Annotated in this window: 11 protein-coding genes; 6 read left to right on the top strand and 5 right to left on the bottom strand. The window is 53.4% G+C overall.

The annotated features are described in order from the left end of the window. Window positions 1-52 precede the first annotated feature (52 nt). Entirely contained in the window at window positions 53-2,725 is a 2,673-nt protein-coding gene (locus J6J28_RS09275; RefSeq protein WP_301721281.1) for an EAL domain-containing protein, read from the top strand. Window positions 2,726-2,769: 44 nt separating this feature from the next. On the opposite strand, the gene J6J28_RS09270 is transcribed toward J6J28_RS09275, so the two are convergent. Further along, window positions 2,770-4,902, bottom strand: coding sequence for a TonB-dependent receptor family protein (locus J6J28_RS09270; RefSeq protein WP_301721279.1), 2,133 nt, complete (start codon window positions 4,900-4,902; stop codon window positions 2,770-2,772). Window positions 4,903-5,016: 114 nt separating this feature from the next. Next, entirely contained in the window at window positions 5,017-6,306 is a 1,290-nt protein-coding gene (locus J6J28_RS09265; RefSeq protein WP_301721278.1) for an anti-phage deoxyguanosine triphosphatase, read from the bottom strand. Window positions 6,307-6,392: 86 nt separating this feature from the next. Here J6J28_RS09265 and J6J28_RS09260 point away from each other — a divergent pair, with 86 nt between their 5' ends. Further along, window positions 6,393-7,631 (top strand): permease, encoded by a 1,239-nt coding sequence (locus J6J28_RS09260; protein ID WP_301721277.1) that lies wholly within the window; start codon window positions 6,393-6,395, stop codon window positions 7,629-7,631. Here J6J28_RS09260 and J6J28_RS09255 read toward each other — a convergent pair. The 3 genes from J6J28_RS09255 to J6J28_RS09245 are packed head-to-tail and all read right to left on the bottom strand — an operon-like array spanning window position 7,628 to window position 10,123. Next, the gene (locus J6J28_RS09255; RefSeq protein WP_301721276.1) at window positions 7,628-8,278 is read right to left on the bottom strand and encodes a class I SAM-dependent methyltransferase; all 651 of its coding nucleotides are present in this window, start codon (window positions 8,276-8,278) and stop codon (window positions 7,628-7,630) included. The two genes, J6J28_RS09260 and J6J28_RS09255, sit on opposite strands and share 4 nt — an antisense overlap. Window positions 8,279-8,280: 2 nt before the next feature. Further along, window positions 8,281-9,582 carry a sensor domain-containing diguanylate cyclase gene (locus J6J28_RS09250; protein WP_301721275.1) on the bottom strand — a complete coding sequence of 434 codons (1,302 nt, stop codon included), beginning with the start codon at window positions 9,580-9,582 and terminating at the stop codon, window positions 8,281-8,283. 55 nt (window positions 9,583-9,637) lie between these two features. Continuing rightward, window positions 9,638-10,123 (bottom strand): YajQ family cyclic di-GMP-binding protein, encoded by a 486-nt coding sequence (locus J6J28_RS09245; RefSeq protein ID WP_301721274.1) that lies wholly within the window; start codon window positions 10,121-10,123, stop codon window positions 9,638-9,640. Between the two features lie 232 nt (window positions 10,124-10,355). Here J6J28_RS09245 and J6J28_RS09240 point away from each other — a divergent pair, with 232 nt between their 5' ends. From J6J28_RS09240 to J6J28_RS09225, 4 genes are all read left to right on the top strand, one after another. Next, complete coding sequence (locus J6J28_RS09240; RefSeq protein WP_301721273.1) at window positions 10,356-11,255, top strand: alpha/beta fold hydrolase; 900 nt, start codon at window positions 10,356-10,358, stop codon at window positions 11,253-11,255. Then, complete coding sequence (locus J6J28_RS09235) at window positions 11,252-12,337, top strand: homoserine dehydrogenase family protein (protein ID WP_301721272.1); 1,086 nt, start codon at window positions 11,252-11,254, stop codon at window positions 12,335-12,337. Before J6J28_RS09240 ends, J6J28_RS09235 begins: the two co-directional genes overlap by 4 nt. A 75-nt stretch (window positions 12,338-12,412) precedes the next feature. Continuing rightward, window positions 12,413-13,696 carry an O-acetylhomoserine aminocarboxypropyltransferase/cysteine synthase family protein gene (locus J6J28_RS09230; protein ID WP_301721270.1) on the top strand — a complete coding sequence of 428 codons (1,284 nt, stop codon included), beginning with the start codon at window positions 12,413-12,415 and terminating at the stop codon, window positions 13,694-13,696. A 120-nt stretch (window positions 13,697-13,816) separates the two neighbouring features. Beyond that, a complete protein-coding gene (locus J6J28_RS09225; RefSeq protein ID WP_301721268.1) occupies window positions 13,817-14,800 on the top strand; it encodes an alpha/beta hydrolase in 984 nt (327 codons plus the stop codon). Window positions 14,801-14,804: the final 4 nt, after the last annotated feature.

Raw genomic sequence — 14,804 nt, 5'->3', positions numbered from 1 at the left:
ATACTCAGCAATTGGGTAGGAACTACCCTTTCCCAAACCTAAAGGAAGGCCTGTGACCATAGGACAACTCGAATGGCAGCATCAATTCCTTGTGTATGGTCTGCTCCTGGCAATTGTTTGCATTGCGATTGGCTGGTGGATAGGTCATCGCGAGCGTGTCCGCTTGACACGGTTGGTCAATGCCAAATTCCGGACGCTCGCCTCCTTAGCGCAAAATAAGCCGCTCAACGAAAAGCTCACTGATATCTGTGCGTTGATTGAAGACCAGATTGGCAATGCCATGTGCTCGGTGATGCTGGTTGATTCTAATAAAGGGGTTTTGAACGCCGCGACTGCGTTGAGCCTGCCAGACGAGTTTACGCAGGCGTTACAAGGCTTACCCATTGCTGATGGTGTAGGTTCGTGCGGGACCGCAGCGTATCGTAGAATTCCGGTGGTGGTAGAGGATATGACCCGGGATGCCCGCTTTGATGCTTTTAAAGATCTGATTGAGACTCATAATCTACGCGCCTGCTGGTCCTATCCGGTCATGTCGCCCACAAATAAGAATGTGATTGGCACCTTTGCGGTGTACTTCAATAAAGCGCGCAAACCCTGTCTACGTGAGTTAGATCTCATTCAACGTAGTCGCGATTTGGTGGCCTTGGTGATTGACCAGCACAACGACCGCGTTCAGCGTGAGCGTAGCGAGCAACACAACCGCTCGCTGTTCAGCTATAACCCGGAAACGGTGTTCACCCTCGACCGTGACGGGAACTTTATGAGTTTAAACCGGGCTGGCTCCGACTTAATTGGCTACGACGAACTCGAAGTACTGGGTCAGCACTACGAACTTGTGGTACCTGAGTACGAGCGGGCCAAGACACGGACGCATTTTGAGGTGGCGTTGTCAGGTAAGCCGCAACGCTATGAAATTAAAATATTCGATCGTAAGGGTGCAATGCACCACCTGGATATCACCAACATGCCGATCATCATTAACGGTGAGATCACCGGCGTGCATGGTATTGCCAAAGATGTCACTGCGGCAAAACGGAATGAGTCGCAGCTGGCGCTGCTAGAGCGTAGTGTCGAGTCCAGTACCAATGGTCTGATTATCAGTGATGCCAACACGTCTGGTTACCCCATCATTTATGTGAATCCGGCATTTAAAGAGATCACTGGATATCATGACGACACAAAAATCATCGGACGCAGTTGCAACTTTTTACAGGGCGAGGGGACAGATCCTGCGGCGGTGCAAAAGATTCGGGAAGGCTTGAACCGACGCGAAGAAGTTCGGGTGACCATTCTTAACTATCGCAAAGATGGCACGCCCTTCTGGAACGATCTCATTATATCCCCAGTGCGGGATAGCGGCGAAAAAGTCACTCACTTTATTGGTTTGTTAAGTGATATCACCGAGCGTGTCACCCGTCAGGAAGAGCTTGAATACCTTGCCAAACATGATGTGCTCACGCACCTGCCAAACCGCAATGCTCTGGAAGAATGTCTGGCTAAATGTCTGGCCCAGGACGGTGATGGAGATCCGTGCGAGGTCGCCGTGCTGTTTATTGATCTGGATGGCTTTAAACCTATTAATGACAGTCTCGGCCACGCCGTTGGCGACCGCATCCTGGTGGAGACTGCTGAACGGCTGAAGGCGCAGATGGCGCCAGAGGACCTACTCGCCCGCTTTGGTGGTGATGAGTTTGTCGCTGTTGTCACCAGTACCCGCGACCGCGATGCAGTGAGTGGCTTAGCGATGAAATTACTCAATCAGTTCCATCAGCCTTACCGGTTTGATGAACTGGAGGTATCGCTTTCGGCAACTATTGGTATCGCTGATAACAGCGCGGTATTTAATCACCCGCTTGAATTGATTCAGCGCGCGGATGTGGCGATGTACGAAGCCAAGCGCCGCGGCGGTAGTTCGTACCATTGGTATAGCACTGATCTGGATGCCGGGATGCAACATCAGATTGAACTACGTACGCAGTTGCAGGAAGCCATCCAGGCGGAACAGTTTGAACTCTTTTATCAGCCTATCGTTGACCAACACGGCCAGCCACGTGCCGTGGAGGCATTGATTCGCTGGCGGCATCCGGAAAAGGGCTATATCTCACCTGGTGAGTTTATTCCATTGGCGGAGGCTACGGGGCAAATTATTGCGATTGCCGACTGGGTGTTCCGGCAAGCCTGTCACGACACTAAGGCACTATTAGGTGCAGGCCTTGAAACTGTCAGTGTGAATTTTTCACCACTGCAGTTTTATCGGGATGACTTTATCCAGGACGTCAAAGACGTGATGACAGAATTTGGCATTGAGCGCGATCAACTAGTGGTCGAGATCACCGAGAATGTATTTATGCGCGATAGCCATAACATGATTGCCCTGCTGCATAAATTACGCGATCTGGGACTGGGGCTTTCCATCGACGATTTTGGAACCGGTTTTGCCAGTCTAAGTTATTTGAACCAATTGCCGGTGGATGGCTTAAAGATCGACCAGTCGTTTATTCATAATGTTGATAGCACCAAGCGTAACTCTGCAATTACCCGTGGCGTACTGGCGATTGCCAGTGAACTTGATATTCGCACGGTAGCTGAGGGGGTAGAGACTGAGGCTGAGCGGGATTACGTGGTCGCGCATGGCTGTAAATTAATGCAAGGTTACCTGTTCTGTCATCCGAAACCTTTAGCCGAGGTCTTGCAGTGGATAGAAAAACAGCAAGTGCACGTTTAGTCGCACTTGCTGTTTATAGCCGATGGCTGACTTAACCTGATCGTTTAGAAACGATAGTCAAAACCGACCGATACGGTTTGCGGTTTGTTCGGACGGGCGCCATATGGCAAACGTGAGATAATCACTTGCTCGTCAAACAGGTTCTCAACTTTCAGGAACACGGTGGTCTGTTCAGACAGCGGATAACGGCTTACCCAGTCTACCGTCAGCAACGAATCAGTAAGTAGCATGGGGTCGTTTTCACGCTTACAGCCCACACTGATGCAAGTTTCATCCATGTACTTAACAATCAGATGGTTGTCCCAGCCGTTGTCGTTCAGAAGGCCTAAGCGCGCGCTGAAAATATGCTCCGGAATGTCGGCTAAAGTATCACCATCCTGAACGCCGGTTACCGGATTATCTTCACTGATTTCGGCACTGGTGTAGGTATAGTTGAAGCTCGCCGGGATGGTCCATTGACCTTGTTTCCAGGTTTGTCCTAACTGTACTTCAAGACCTTGTACCAAAGCTTCACCCGTGACGAAGCTGCCAGACGTTGCGCCGTTACTGCAAGGGCTTGCCACGGAGCAGCTTTCCGCTTGGTTATTAAAGTCGCTGCGGAACACAATGGCTTCAGCAAAGAAGCTGGCCTCATTGTAACGCGCACCGAATTCAAAGTTGCTGCTGGTTTCTGGTTCGTCAGTTTGCTTGGCGCCACCGCCTAAAGGAGCAAAGCCACGGTGCACACCGGCCAACACTTGTACGTTGTCATTCAGGTCATAAGTAAATGAAACGCCCGGCAGCCATTCCTGAGTATCACTGCTGCGGAAACTTGGCGTATCGCTGCGGTCAGTGTTGGCGAATTGCTTACGATAGGTATCAACATCTTCGTAGCGCAAGGTTGCCTGCACTTTGAAGTCCGCCGTCGCTTGCCAGGTGTCTGCAAGCCAGAACGCATTGGCGTCAGCACCTTCAAGGCGGTTATTACTGCCCGTGGGTTGCACCGTCTGCTGGTAAACCAGACTGCCGTTGACCTGGTCATAAATCTCAACCGGCTGGAAACGATCCATGCTGTCAGTGTGGTCACGTGCGCCAAACTCAATATCGTGGTCACCCACTAGAGCATTGAGGCGCAGTTCTAGGCCGTAAGACTCATACGCACGATTATTGTGTTTGTAGTCCAGCCCCGCGTAATCCTGCTCACCATGTAAAACAGCGATTGCATCTGCGTCGCCAGCGTTGGCTGCCTCAATCAGACTGCTAGGGCTGCCTTTAAACCAATCGCGCTTGTACTCATTGCGATAAGCAATGGCGGTCAGGTTCAGGTTTTCCGTCAGTGTGGCATCATAGGTCAGGGTAAAGCCTGAATGCTGATTGTCCATCTGGTCAATGGCGGTTAAACCGTAACGACGATTAGGGTTGGCAGCGAAATCTGCATCGGTCAGTCCAGCATAAGTTTCGTTGGAAACCTGCTCTGAGTATTGCATTTTTGCCGTCAGGCTCTGGTTTACACCCGACCAGCGTAGTTTGACCAGGTAGTCTTCGATGTCGTGACCAGCATCGCGGTTGCTACGGTCAATGGTTTTAAAGCCATTTGAATCGCGCTGAACGGTATCAATCAGCCAGCCGAAAGCACCTGAAGTGCCGCCATAGTAGGCATGGATATCACGGCTGTTGTTTTCACCCATACGCAGGGTGATCTGGCCTTGTGGCTGCTGTGGAATTGGTGTGGTCAGTAAGTTGATGACACCACCGGTCGTTTGCGGGCCGTAGCGCAACAAAGGCGCGCCTTTCAGTACTTCGATGCTATGCATCCGATAGGCTTCAGGGAAATAATACGCTGCTGGGTTAGAATAAGGAGCTGGCGCAATCATGACGCCATCTTCGAGCAAAGTCACTTTGCTCGAGCGACCGCCTGCTGCCGCGCGAATACCAATGTTTGGACGTAAGCCCTGGCCATCTTCTTCGCGGATATAGACACCCGGAACGGTTTTCAGAAGCTGGTTAATGTCGGCGTTGACTTCCACATCCAGCTGTTCAGGCGTGACGACAGCACCGGATCCGGCGACAGTTTTGGCATCTTCAGCGGAACCGATGATTTTAATGACCTCGGTAGCATCCGGTGTCTCTGTTGCTGCCAGACTTGCTGGAGTGGTGAGAGCTAACGCCAGCGCGCTGGCGATCATGGAATAACGCATATTTCCCCCAAAAGTTATTATTAAGAACAATTTGCGGGGCAGTATAAATAAAAACTATTCGCATTTGCAATAGCAAATGCGAGTTATTCCCATTTAGGTAGAGTGTAGCCAGCTTTAAATGACGAAAAGGTTACGGTACATGCGCTCTGCGTAGTCATCTGTCATGCCGGCGATGTAATCGCAAAGTATGCGATCGGCAGCCGACTGTCCCTGTTTACTATAGGCTGCTTGCCAGCGGGCACGCGTATTGTGGGGTAGCAATCGCATAGGTTCCGTATGAAATGCAGTGAACAGGTTTAACAGCATGTTTTGACTGCGGTAGCGCAGTTGCTGAATGGCGGGCTGATTAATGACGTGTTCAAAGACAACCGCTTTCAAACTGTCTAACAAATACCTTTCAGCCTCAGGCAGGCAGGCGTTGAAACGTACCAGCGGCTCTTCGGCATCAGCGAGGACTTCGGTGATATGCACCTTGGTCACAAAAATATTTACCAGCGCGCCAATGGCGTCTTTACGGACACTGTGTTCATTCGAAAACAGCTGACGACCGAGTTGCTGCATCAGGCTGGCCAGCTCGGGATTAAGATTCGCCACAACTTCATCAAGATGGGTATGCCACTGACTTTCGGATAAGGTTCCGGTGACCACGGCATCTTCAAGGTCGTGCACACCGTAGGCAATATCATCGGCAAGCTCCATCAGTGATGCGTCAAGGCTCTTATGCTTAGACTTCTGCCATGGGCTTTGCGCCAGGGTGTCAACGGCCTGGAACTGTTCACGGTCGGTGTCGGAGAGAGGCTCCAGCACCCAGTCCAGCAGATCACTGTCACAGGCAAACAGAGCTTTCGCCGGTCGCCACTGAGCAAGGCTGCCCGGTGGCTCGGAGCTTGCTGGAACGGGAAGCTCTGGCATCAGCACGGGGTATTTGAGTAAGCCAAGTAAGGTTCGGCGGGTCAGATCCATGCCATGATCGGGATGGTAAGCCTCAAGTTTACCGACAATACGAAAGGTCTGGCCGTTGCCTTCGAAGCCGCCCGAGGGCAGCATCTTAAAGTTCAGTGCGGTTTCGCCACCATGACCAAACGGCGGGTGACCGATATCATGGGCAAGGCACAAGGTCTCCATAAGGTTTAAGTCAGGCAGCATCGCCACTTCAGCCTCAGAGCCAACATGGCTCAGCTGGTTAATCAGCGAGGCACCGATTTGCGCGGCTTCCAGGGAGTGGGTTAAGCGCGTACGGTAAAAATCGTTCTCACCCACGTTCATGATCTGAGTTTTTGACTGCAGCCGGCGAAAAGCCGCGGAGTGAAGCACGCGGGCCCGGTCACGTTGCCATGGGGTACGGCGATCGCCAGGGCGCTGAGTCGAAGGGCCTGAGCGGCGTGCTTGCCAGTGTGCAGTCATAGTCTGTCCTTGCCTGGTTGAGAGGGTGAATTGTACCGCTTTAGTATGCTATGTTTGAGACCAGATACCAACTAGGGAGCTGCAATATGGGAGATTTTGTGCAGGGGTGGGAAGATGCTGCCACCACGAGCCTCGGCTTTTTTTGGATGGCGTTGTGGGCATTCGTGCTGGGCTACTTTCTCAGCAGCATCATTCAGGTTCTCATCACCCGTCGGCAAATGCGTGCGGTTATGGGCAACGATGGTGCAAAGTCGCTGGCCCTTGGCACATTCTTTGGCTTTATCTCCAGCTCCTGTAGCTTCGCAGCACTGGCCACCACCCGGGCGCTTTTTAACAAAGGTGCCGCCTTCACAGCTTCCATGGCGTTCTTACTGGCGTCCACCAATCTGGTGATTGAGCTGGGTTTTGTCATTGCGGTTTTTCTCAGCTGGCAATTCGTCCTCGGCGAATACCTCGGCGGCGTTCTATTAATTCTTTCAGCCTGGGCCTTTGTTAAACTCACCCGCCCGACACAACTCATTAAGCAAGCCCGGGATGGCGATGCCGAGGATGGCGATGAAAAAGGCTATGACCTGCGGCATTGGGCTGACCTAGGCGATCCAGAGCTCTGGCAGATGGTGTCAAAGCGCTTCGTGATGGAATGGCAGATGGTCTGGAAAGATGTCCTGATCGGGTTCACCGTCGCCGGCTTGATTTCCTCATTTGTACCCTCTGAGTTCTTCGCCTGGCTGTTTCAGGGCGCAGGTGCGAGCGGGGGCGATTTAAGTTTTTGGCAAGTACTGCAGCAAACCGTGATTGGCCCTGTTGCCGCATTTTTCACTTTTATTGGCTCCATGGGGAATATTCCGCTGGCGGCGGTACTTTTTGGCGAAGGAGTGGCCTTTGCCGGCGTCATGGCCTTTATATTCTCAGATTTAGTGGTATTGCCGGTACTGCGGATTAATGCCCAGTACTATGGCTGGAAAATGGCGCTCTACATCACCGCTATGCTGTTCACCTGTTTAGTGGTGACCTCTTTGCTCATGCATTACGGCTTATTCGCTTTTGACTTGCTACCCAGCAATGAGGGAGTGCGTGCCATCAGTGAACGCGATCACTTTCAGTTGAATTACGGCTTTGTGCTGAATTGTATCGCCTTGGGACTCTCAGTGGTTTTGGTGTACTTTTTTCGCCGTAAGCAACGCCAACAGCAACAACACGAGCATCATGATCACGACCATTCGCACGACCATGGCAGTAGCTCCTGGACCGAGCGTCTGATGCTCACGCTGTCATTTGCGGCAATACTCTGGCTGGTCGGCGGAGCTTTACTGGCAATGACTTAAGCGGGCTTGCGCAGCAGTACCACGTCCTGCTGGTCGTACTCGATTTCAAGTTGCCAGTGCGCTGCCAGCCAGCGGAAGCTGTCGGCGTGAAAGAAGCTGATATGGGTGGGGTCATTGCGATACGACCAACCTTTGAACTGCTCAAGGTTGTGCCAACGCTTGGTCATCAGTGCTAACAAGCCGCCTGGCCGTAAACATGCGCTGAGTTGCGCCAGAATGACTGCCGGCTCGGCGAGATGCTCAATGACTTCGGTACAGGTAATGAAATCGTAGGTTTTGCGCAGACGTTCCGGATGGGGTGCATAGTAGATATCATAGGTGGTGCAAGGGAAGCCGGCGCTGTTTAGCATTGACGCCAGCGCCGGGCCGGGGCCACAGCCGAAATCCAGACCCTTGGCGCCAGGCTGCAGACGCGGTTGCAGCGGCGTCAGGCAGCGCGCCAGGAACCGTCGGTAGCCTGGATCATCGGGGTCGTTTTCGTGTAGGTCATAAATCGCTTTTTCTTCGCTGGGGCTCAGGCGTTGGGCTGGCGCGACCTGAATTAATTGGCAGCTGCGGCAACGCCAGAATTCGCGTCCGCTTAATAAACCACGACGTTGACAGTAAAACAATTCATGTTGCGCCGCGCCGCAAAGTCCGCACTCCACGTTTAGTTCTCGCTCGCTTTACCATCTTCGCACTCTGCAATGCGCACCCGGTCCCGTCCGTCAGTTTTCGCCTGATACATCGCACGATCCGCGCAGCGCAGGATATCGCCGGATTGCTCAGCATGGGCGGGGTAAATGGCGATGCCCAGACTTGCAGTAATTTGCAACTTTAGCTTCTCGATGGCAAAGGGTTTGGCCAGCTCTTCACGAATGCGTTCGGCAATGCTCGTCGCAACCTGGTGAGCTATCTCAACAGTGGGCAGGTCATTGGCGAGTACGAGAAACTCATCGCCGCCGGTACGACAGGCGACGTCAGTGTCGCGCAGACAGGATTTGATACGCCGGGCGACATGAATGAGCAGTTGGTCGCCAACACTATGCCCATAGGTATCGTTGACAGGCTTAAAGTAGTCCAAATCAACGAATAATACTGCAAGCGAGCGGTTTTGCTGGCTCGACAGCGCTAAGCTGCGCTCGAACAGTTCATAAAAGTAGGCCCGGTTGGGCAGGTTCGTCAGCATATCATGGCGCGCCATGCGGGCAATCTTTTCCCGTTGCCGGCGCTGTTCGGTGATTTCACGGGCAATGCCCAGCAAATGAGGTTGCTGGCAACTGTTGTCCTGAATACAGGAAGCGCGGCAAGTGTACCAGCGCCAGGCACCGTTAGCGTGGCGTACACGGAACTCGATGTCCTTGACCTCCTCAGCACCACTGATCACGGCCTGGATATAGGCATTGCAGGCGGGAATATCATCGTCATGGACGATTTCTTCGAAGGACTGGTTGATGGATTCGTCTATCGCGTAGCCGAGCTTGTCCTGCCAGTTGGGTGATAAGTAGCCCAGGATGCCGTTGGCGTCGACGGTAAAAATAATATCGTTGGCCTGCTCGACTAAGGTGCGAAAGCGTTGCTCGCTGGCGATAAGTTCACTCTCCAGGCGACGCCGCTCGCTATCTTCGACTAGATAGCCGGTCCAGACCAGAGTGCCATCCGCCAACTGTTCGCCGTGATTGAACGCGTTCAGCCAGAGCTCATTATTGCCTGGACGAAGCAGGCGAAAGTGATAATGCCAGTCAATGCCGCGCTCGGCCGATGAAATCCCGGCCTCAGTCACATCGCGGTAGTCGTCAGGGTGGATGGCGCTGAGCAGATCGGAGGCGTCCTGCAGTAGCTGTTGGTGCGAAAACCCCAGCAGCGATTCAACCCATGGGCTGATATAGGCAAAGTGGCACTGCCCCGCCGGGTTACGCATCAGCTGATAGGTGACGCCTGGCATTTTCTCAAGAAGACTGTTTACGTCCATTCTCAACTCACTGCTGCGGGGCTCTACTAATATTCTATTAGCACTCTATTAAGTATTAGTCGCGAAAGTTCTCAAATTGCAAGGGTAACTCAATATCGGATTCGCGTAACACCGCCATTGCTTGTTGCAAATCATCTCTCTTTTTACCTGTGACACGAACTTTATCGCCCTGAATCGCGGCCTGAACTTTTAGCTTACTCTCCTTCAGCAGTTTGACGATCTTTTTTGCCAGCGGCTGTTCAATACCTTGCTTAAACGTCACTGTGGTACTGAATGTTTTGCCGCTATGAGTCAGTTCTTCCGGTGATTCTGTGCCTGCCAGACTAAGGTTTCGTTTGGCGCAATGGTTGGCAAAAATGTCATGCAGTTGCTGGACCTGAAAGTCAGACTCTGAAGCCAAAGTCACGGTCGTCTCTTTTAAGTCGATGTGCGCATCGACACCGCGAAAGTCAAAGCGTGAGCTTAACTCCCGGTTGGCATTATCGACAGCATTTCTCAGTTCCACAGTATCGACTTCAGATACAATATCAAAGGAGGGCATAGGTTCACCTATCTCGCTAATTTGCTTGATGATTTGTTTTATTATCGTGAATAACCCCGGATACCACAAGCAATTGGACAAATAAACAACATTAAAAGGCCTTTGTCTGATGAGTTTGTGGCGCCTGTGGTGGTTATGGATATCTAGACGTCTATATTGACAAGATGCCAGAGCCCCAGTAGAGTCGCAAGCAACGCTGACCTATTGATTCAACTTACGAGATCCCACCCAGATGAGCTATAAACAGGTCGACCATCTAATCTCCACCCCGCAGGGACAACTGGCTGTGCGGCAACAAGGTACTGAGGGCGCGCCGAACATACTTGTCCTTGGCGGCATTTCCGGAGGGCGTGAAGTCTACACGCAATCCGGCGAGGGCTGGTGGCAGGGGCTGTTTCGCGATACCGATCTGCTGCGTTATAACGTTTGGAGTCTCGATTACCTTGGCGGTATGGGCGCAAGCTCCTGCGCTGTCACTCCCGGCAGCGTTGAATTACAGGCGCAAGCCGTAGAGGAAGCTCTGCTGCAGCTTGGCGTGAAGCATTTGCATGCCCTCATCGGTGGTTCCTACGGTGGCTGTGTTGGCATGGCTCTGGTGGCGGCCGGTAAGCTTTCGGTAGCGCGGCTGGCGGTATTGGGCGCCGCGCACAGAGCAACCGCGCAGGCGGTGATGTTGCGCAGCCTGCAACGGGATTTTATCGAACTCGCTGAACAAGCTGGCGATGCTGAACGTGGCGTGGTTTTAGCGCGTGCGCTGGCCATGGTCAGCTACCGAGGTACCACCGGTCTTGATGCCCGTTTTAGTGATGCAGCAGGTGCCATCGACTTTATGCATCAACGCGCACAGCGCCTGGTGCAACGTGATCCCTGGCAGGCCCGCCGTTTGTTCACCGAGTTTGGCCCTGCGCTTGATGCCTTTCGGGTTGCCCCGCAACGTGTGCAGGTACCGACATTCCTACTGGGATTCAAAGACGACCTGCTGGTTCCACCGCATGTGCTGAATGAACTACAAGGGTTACTGCCCCGGTGCTGGGCTTATGATGAGGTCGCTACGGCTCATGGTCACGATGGCTTTATTTTAAATACCGCGGTGTTCGGACCGCGGTTACAAGAATTCCTGGAGGATGTATGAGTCGGGCAGAGATCGCGCTTGGAGTGATTGGGGTTGGCACTATAGGCAGCTCTTGGCTTGATCAGTTCGCAGGTCAACTAAGCCTGGCCTCGCATGCGCAGGTTACGGCAATTTTTCGCAGTTCCTGCTGGCTCGATGCTCCCCGCGGAGTGAACCTGGATAGCTGGCGGGAGCAGCTTGCGAACAGCGGCGAGGCCGGGTCAGCGGCAGACGTGCAGACGTGGTTACAGCGCTGCCGCGAGCGTGAGCAACAACCCGTGCTTATCGATCTGACGGCGTCAAAACAGGTCAGCCGCAGTTACCCGGCCTGGGTAGCGGCGGGCGCGCATGTGATATGTGCCAATAAATACGCAGGCTCCAGCGACCTGAGCTGGTACCGTGACTTCAGACGGGTACTCGATCAGTACCAACGGCACTGGCTTTACAACACCACGGTTGGGGCCGGCCTGCCGATTTTAAGTGCGCTGCAGGAACGCTGCCTGTGTGGCGACAAAGTACTGCGCATTGAGGGCAACCTTTCCGGTTCCTTGTCCTGGATTTTTCAGCAGTTCCGCGCCGGTGAAAAGCTCTCAGACTGGTTGGCGAAAGCGCAGGAAGAGGGACTGACCGAGCCTGATCCACGGCTTGATCTCGGCGGGATGGATGTTGCGCGGAAACTGGTTATCCTCGCTCGTGAGGTGGGGTGGGCGCTGCAGCTGAAAGATTTGTCGATTCATAACCTGGTACCGCCCGAGCTGCGCGAGTGCACGACGCAAGAATTTGTCGGTCAAGGCGAGGCCTTCGATAAGTCGTTTGAAAGCTGGCGTCAGCATGAGTGCCCTGAGGCTAAGCAGTGGGTGTATCTGGGTTATATTTGCCAGGATGACGACGGTCACTACCATGGCGGTACGGAGCTAGTGCCGATCGAAAGCACCTCGGTTTATGCAAACTTACCCGGAGGCAATGCCAACTTTACCGTGCGGACACAGCAATACGATGCCAACCCCCTGGTGATACAAGGACCCGGTGCCGGGCCTGAAGTCACTGCAGCTGGTGTCCATAGTGATGTTTTGCAATTAATTGCAAGGTTAAAAAAACATTAGCCTCAGGGCTTGCAGCTTAGGTAATTTTGGTTAATATGGACGTCTAAACGTATAAACATCCATGCTGAGGCTATTATGACACACACCTATCGCGCTGCGACCCTTGCAATCCACCACGGCTATGAAACCGATCCCACCACCAAGTCGGTTGCCACCCCCATCTACCAGACGGCGGCCTTTGCCTTTGATGATGCCCAGCATGGCGCTGATTTATTTGATTTGGCGGTACCGGGGAATATTTACAGTCGCATCATGAACCCGACCAATGACGTCCTCGAGCAGCGGGTGGCGGCGCTGGAAGGTGGCATTGCCGGGCTTGCTGTAGCTTCCGGGATGGCCGCCATCCAGTACGCTTTAATCACGCTGGCGAGCAATGGCGATAACATTGTGACGACGCCGCAGCTTTATGGCGGGACCTATACGTTATTTGCTCATATGTTGCCGTCGCTGGGCATTGATGTGCGCTTCGCCAAATCCGCTGCTACCGCAGATATTGAAGCCTGTGTCGACGCTAACACCAAAGCAATTTATTGCGAAACCATCGGTAATCCGGCGGGAACCGTTGCTGATCTTGAAGCCTATGCTGAGCTTGCCGAGCGCAAGGGGGTGCCCCTGGTGGTCGATAATACCGTGGCATCACCCTCGCTTTGTAAGCCTATCGACTGGGGTGCCCATATCGTGGTGCATTCACTGACCAAATACATCGGCGGGCACGGCACCACCATCGGCGGATTGATTGTCGACAGTGGCAAGTTTAACTGGCCGAACTATGCCGACAAGTTTCCGCAGTTCGCCCAGCCTGAGCCGGCGTATCATGGCATTGTTTATAACGAGACCTTCGCCGAGGCAGCTTTCATTGCCCGTGCACGCACCGTCGCACTACGCAATACCGGTGCTGCTTTATCGCCCTTTAATGCTTTTCTTATTTTGCAGGGGCTGGAGACACTCGAGTTACGGATGGAGAGGCATTGCCAGAATACCTTGCGCGTACTGCACTTTTTGCAACATCATCCGGACGTCGCCTGGGTGAACTACGCCGGGCTTGAGAACCACGCTGATTACGCGTTGGCCCAGAAGTACATCCGTGGCGGCTTACCGGCGTCATTGCTGACCTTTGGTCTGAAAGGCGGCTACGAGGCGGGCGTCACGTTTTACGATAAACTGGAGCTGTTTAAGCGCCTGGTCAATATCGGCGATGCCAAGTCGCTGGCCTGCCATCCGGCCTCCACCACCCATCGGCAACTGAGTACTGAGGAGCAGGCGCAAGTTGGGGTCCGCCCCGAGGCGATTCGGCTGTGTGTGGGTATTGAACATCCCGATGACATTATCGCCGACCTGGAGCAAGCACTCGCAGTTTAAGGAAAGGATGCAGCAAGCACCAGCTGAGGCGGACGAGCTCTGAAAGCAGTAGCCCTGAAAACCGACTTTCGCTATAGTGTCGCCTCATTTTTCTACGGTAACGAAGAGTAGAGGCGGAGCATGAAGCGAACGAGTCTTCTGGGCCTGGTTTTGGCTTGCAGTGCGCTTTTGACAGGGTGTGCGAACTATATTGAGTACGAACTTTCCAAGCGTCCGCAGGGAACCAACTGGAACGCTGAGTCCGAAGCAGGTATGCGCACCCTGCAACTCAACAAGCGCGAGTTCTGTCTGCCCTATTTAGGCGGTTGCACGGGGTATTACTTTGGTAAGCCCTATCATTTACTGGACAGCGAAAAGTTCCAGCGTCTGACGCTTGATGCTGAACTCGAGGTGAACGATAAGCTTGACCATTCGCGGTTGGATCTGAGCCGCGACGCGACACCGCCAAAGTCCGGAACCGTGGTGTTACTGCACGGCTATGGTGGCGATAAGTCGACCATGGGGTATCTGGCCGCCTACTATATGTTTTTGGGCTACCACGTCATTGTTCCGGATTTGCTTGGCCACGGCGATTCCAGCGCGGACCAGGTAGGGTTCGGCGTACATGACGCACCACTGATTAATGCCCTGATTGATAGCTTGCCGCAACGGGAAGCGCCGCGACCGTTGTACCTGGCAGGGGTGTCGATGGGAGCCGTTGCTGCTACTCAGGTGACCCGAGCACGGGATGACGTTCGTGGTTTGATGCTGTTTGCGCCGATGCGGCCAATGGATCAGGCGACCACCGCTATGATTGAACTGCTGTATCCCAATCTGAGCAAGCTGATGCCCGCCGACTCAATTCGCGAGGGGGTGGTGCAAGCCATGCGCAGGCAGGATATTGCGGTGGCTGCCACAGATTTGATGCAATTGCTTCCGAAGATCACCGTACCGACCTTGATTGTGGCCAGCGATAAAGACAGCATCGCTCCGTATGAGCACTATCTGCCACTGGAGTCTGACCAGGTGACGCTGATCATGGCACCCGGTCGGCATCACATGAGCTTAGGGGTGATGGACAACGAGCGCCACGCGCATATCAATGCCTGGTTGAATGCCCGCTAATACT

The sequence above is a fragment of the Pseudidiomarina terrestris genome (assembly GCF_030466375.1).
Classification (GTDB): Bacteria; Pseudomonadota; Gammaproteobacteria; order Enterobacterales; family Alteromonadaceae; genus Pseudidiomarina; species Pseudidiomarina terrestris.
Note: the sequence above shows the minus strand (reverse complement) of the source record. Positions and strands in the feature narration are given on the sequence as shown.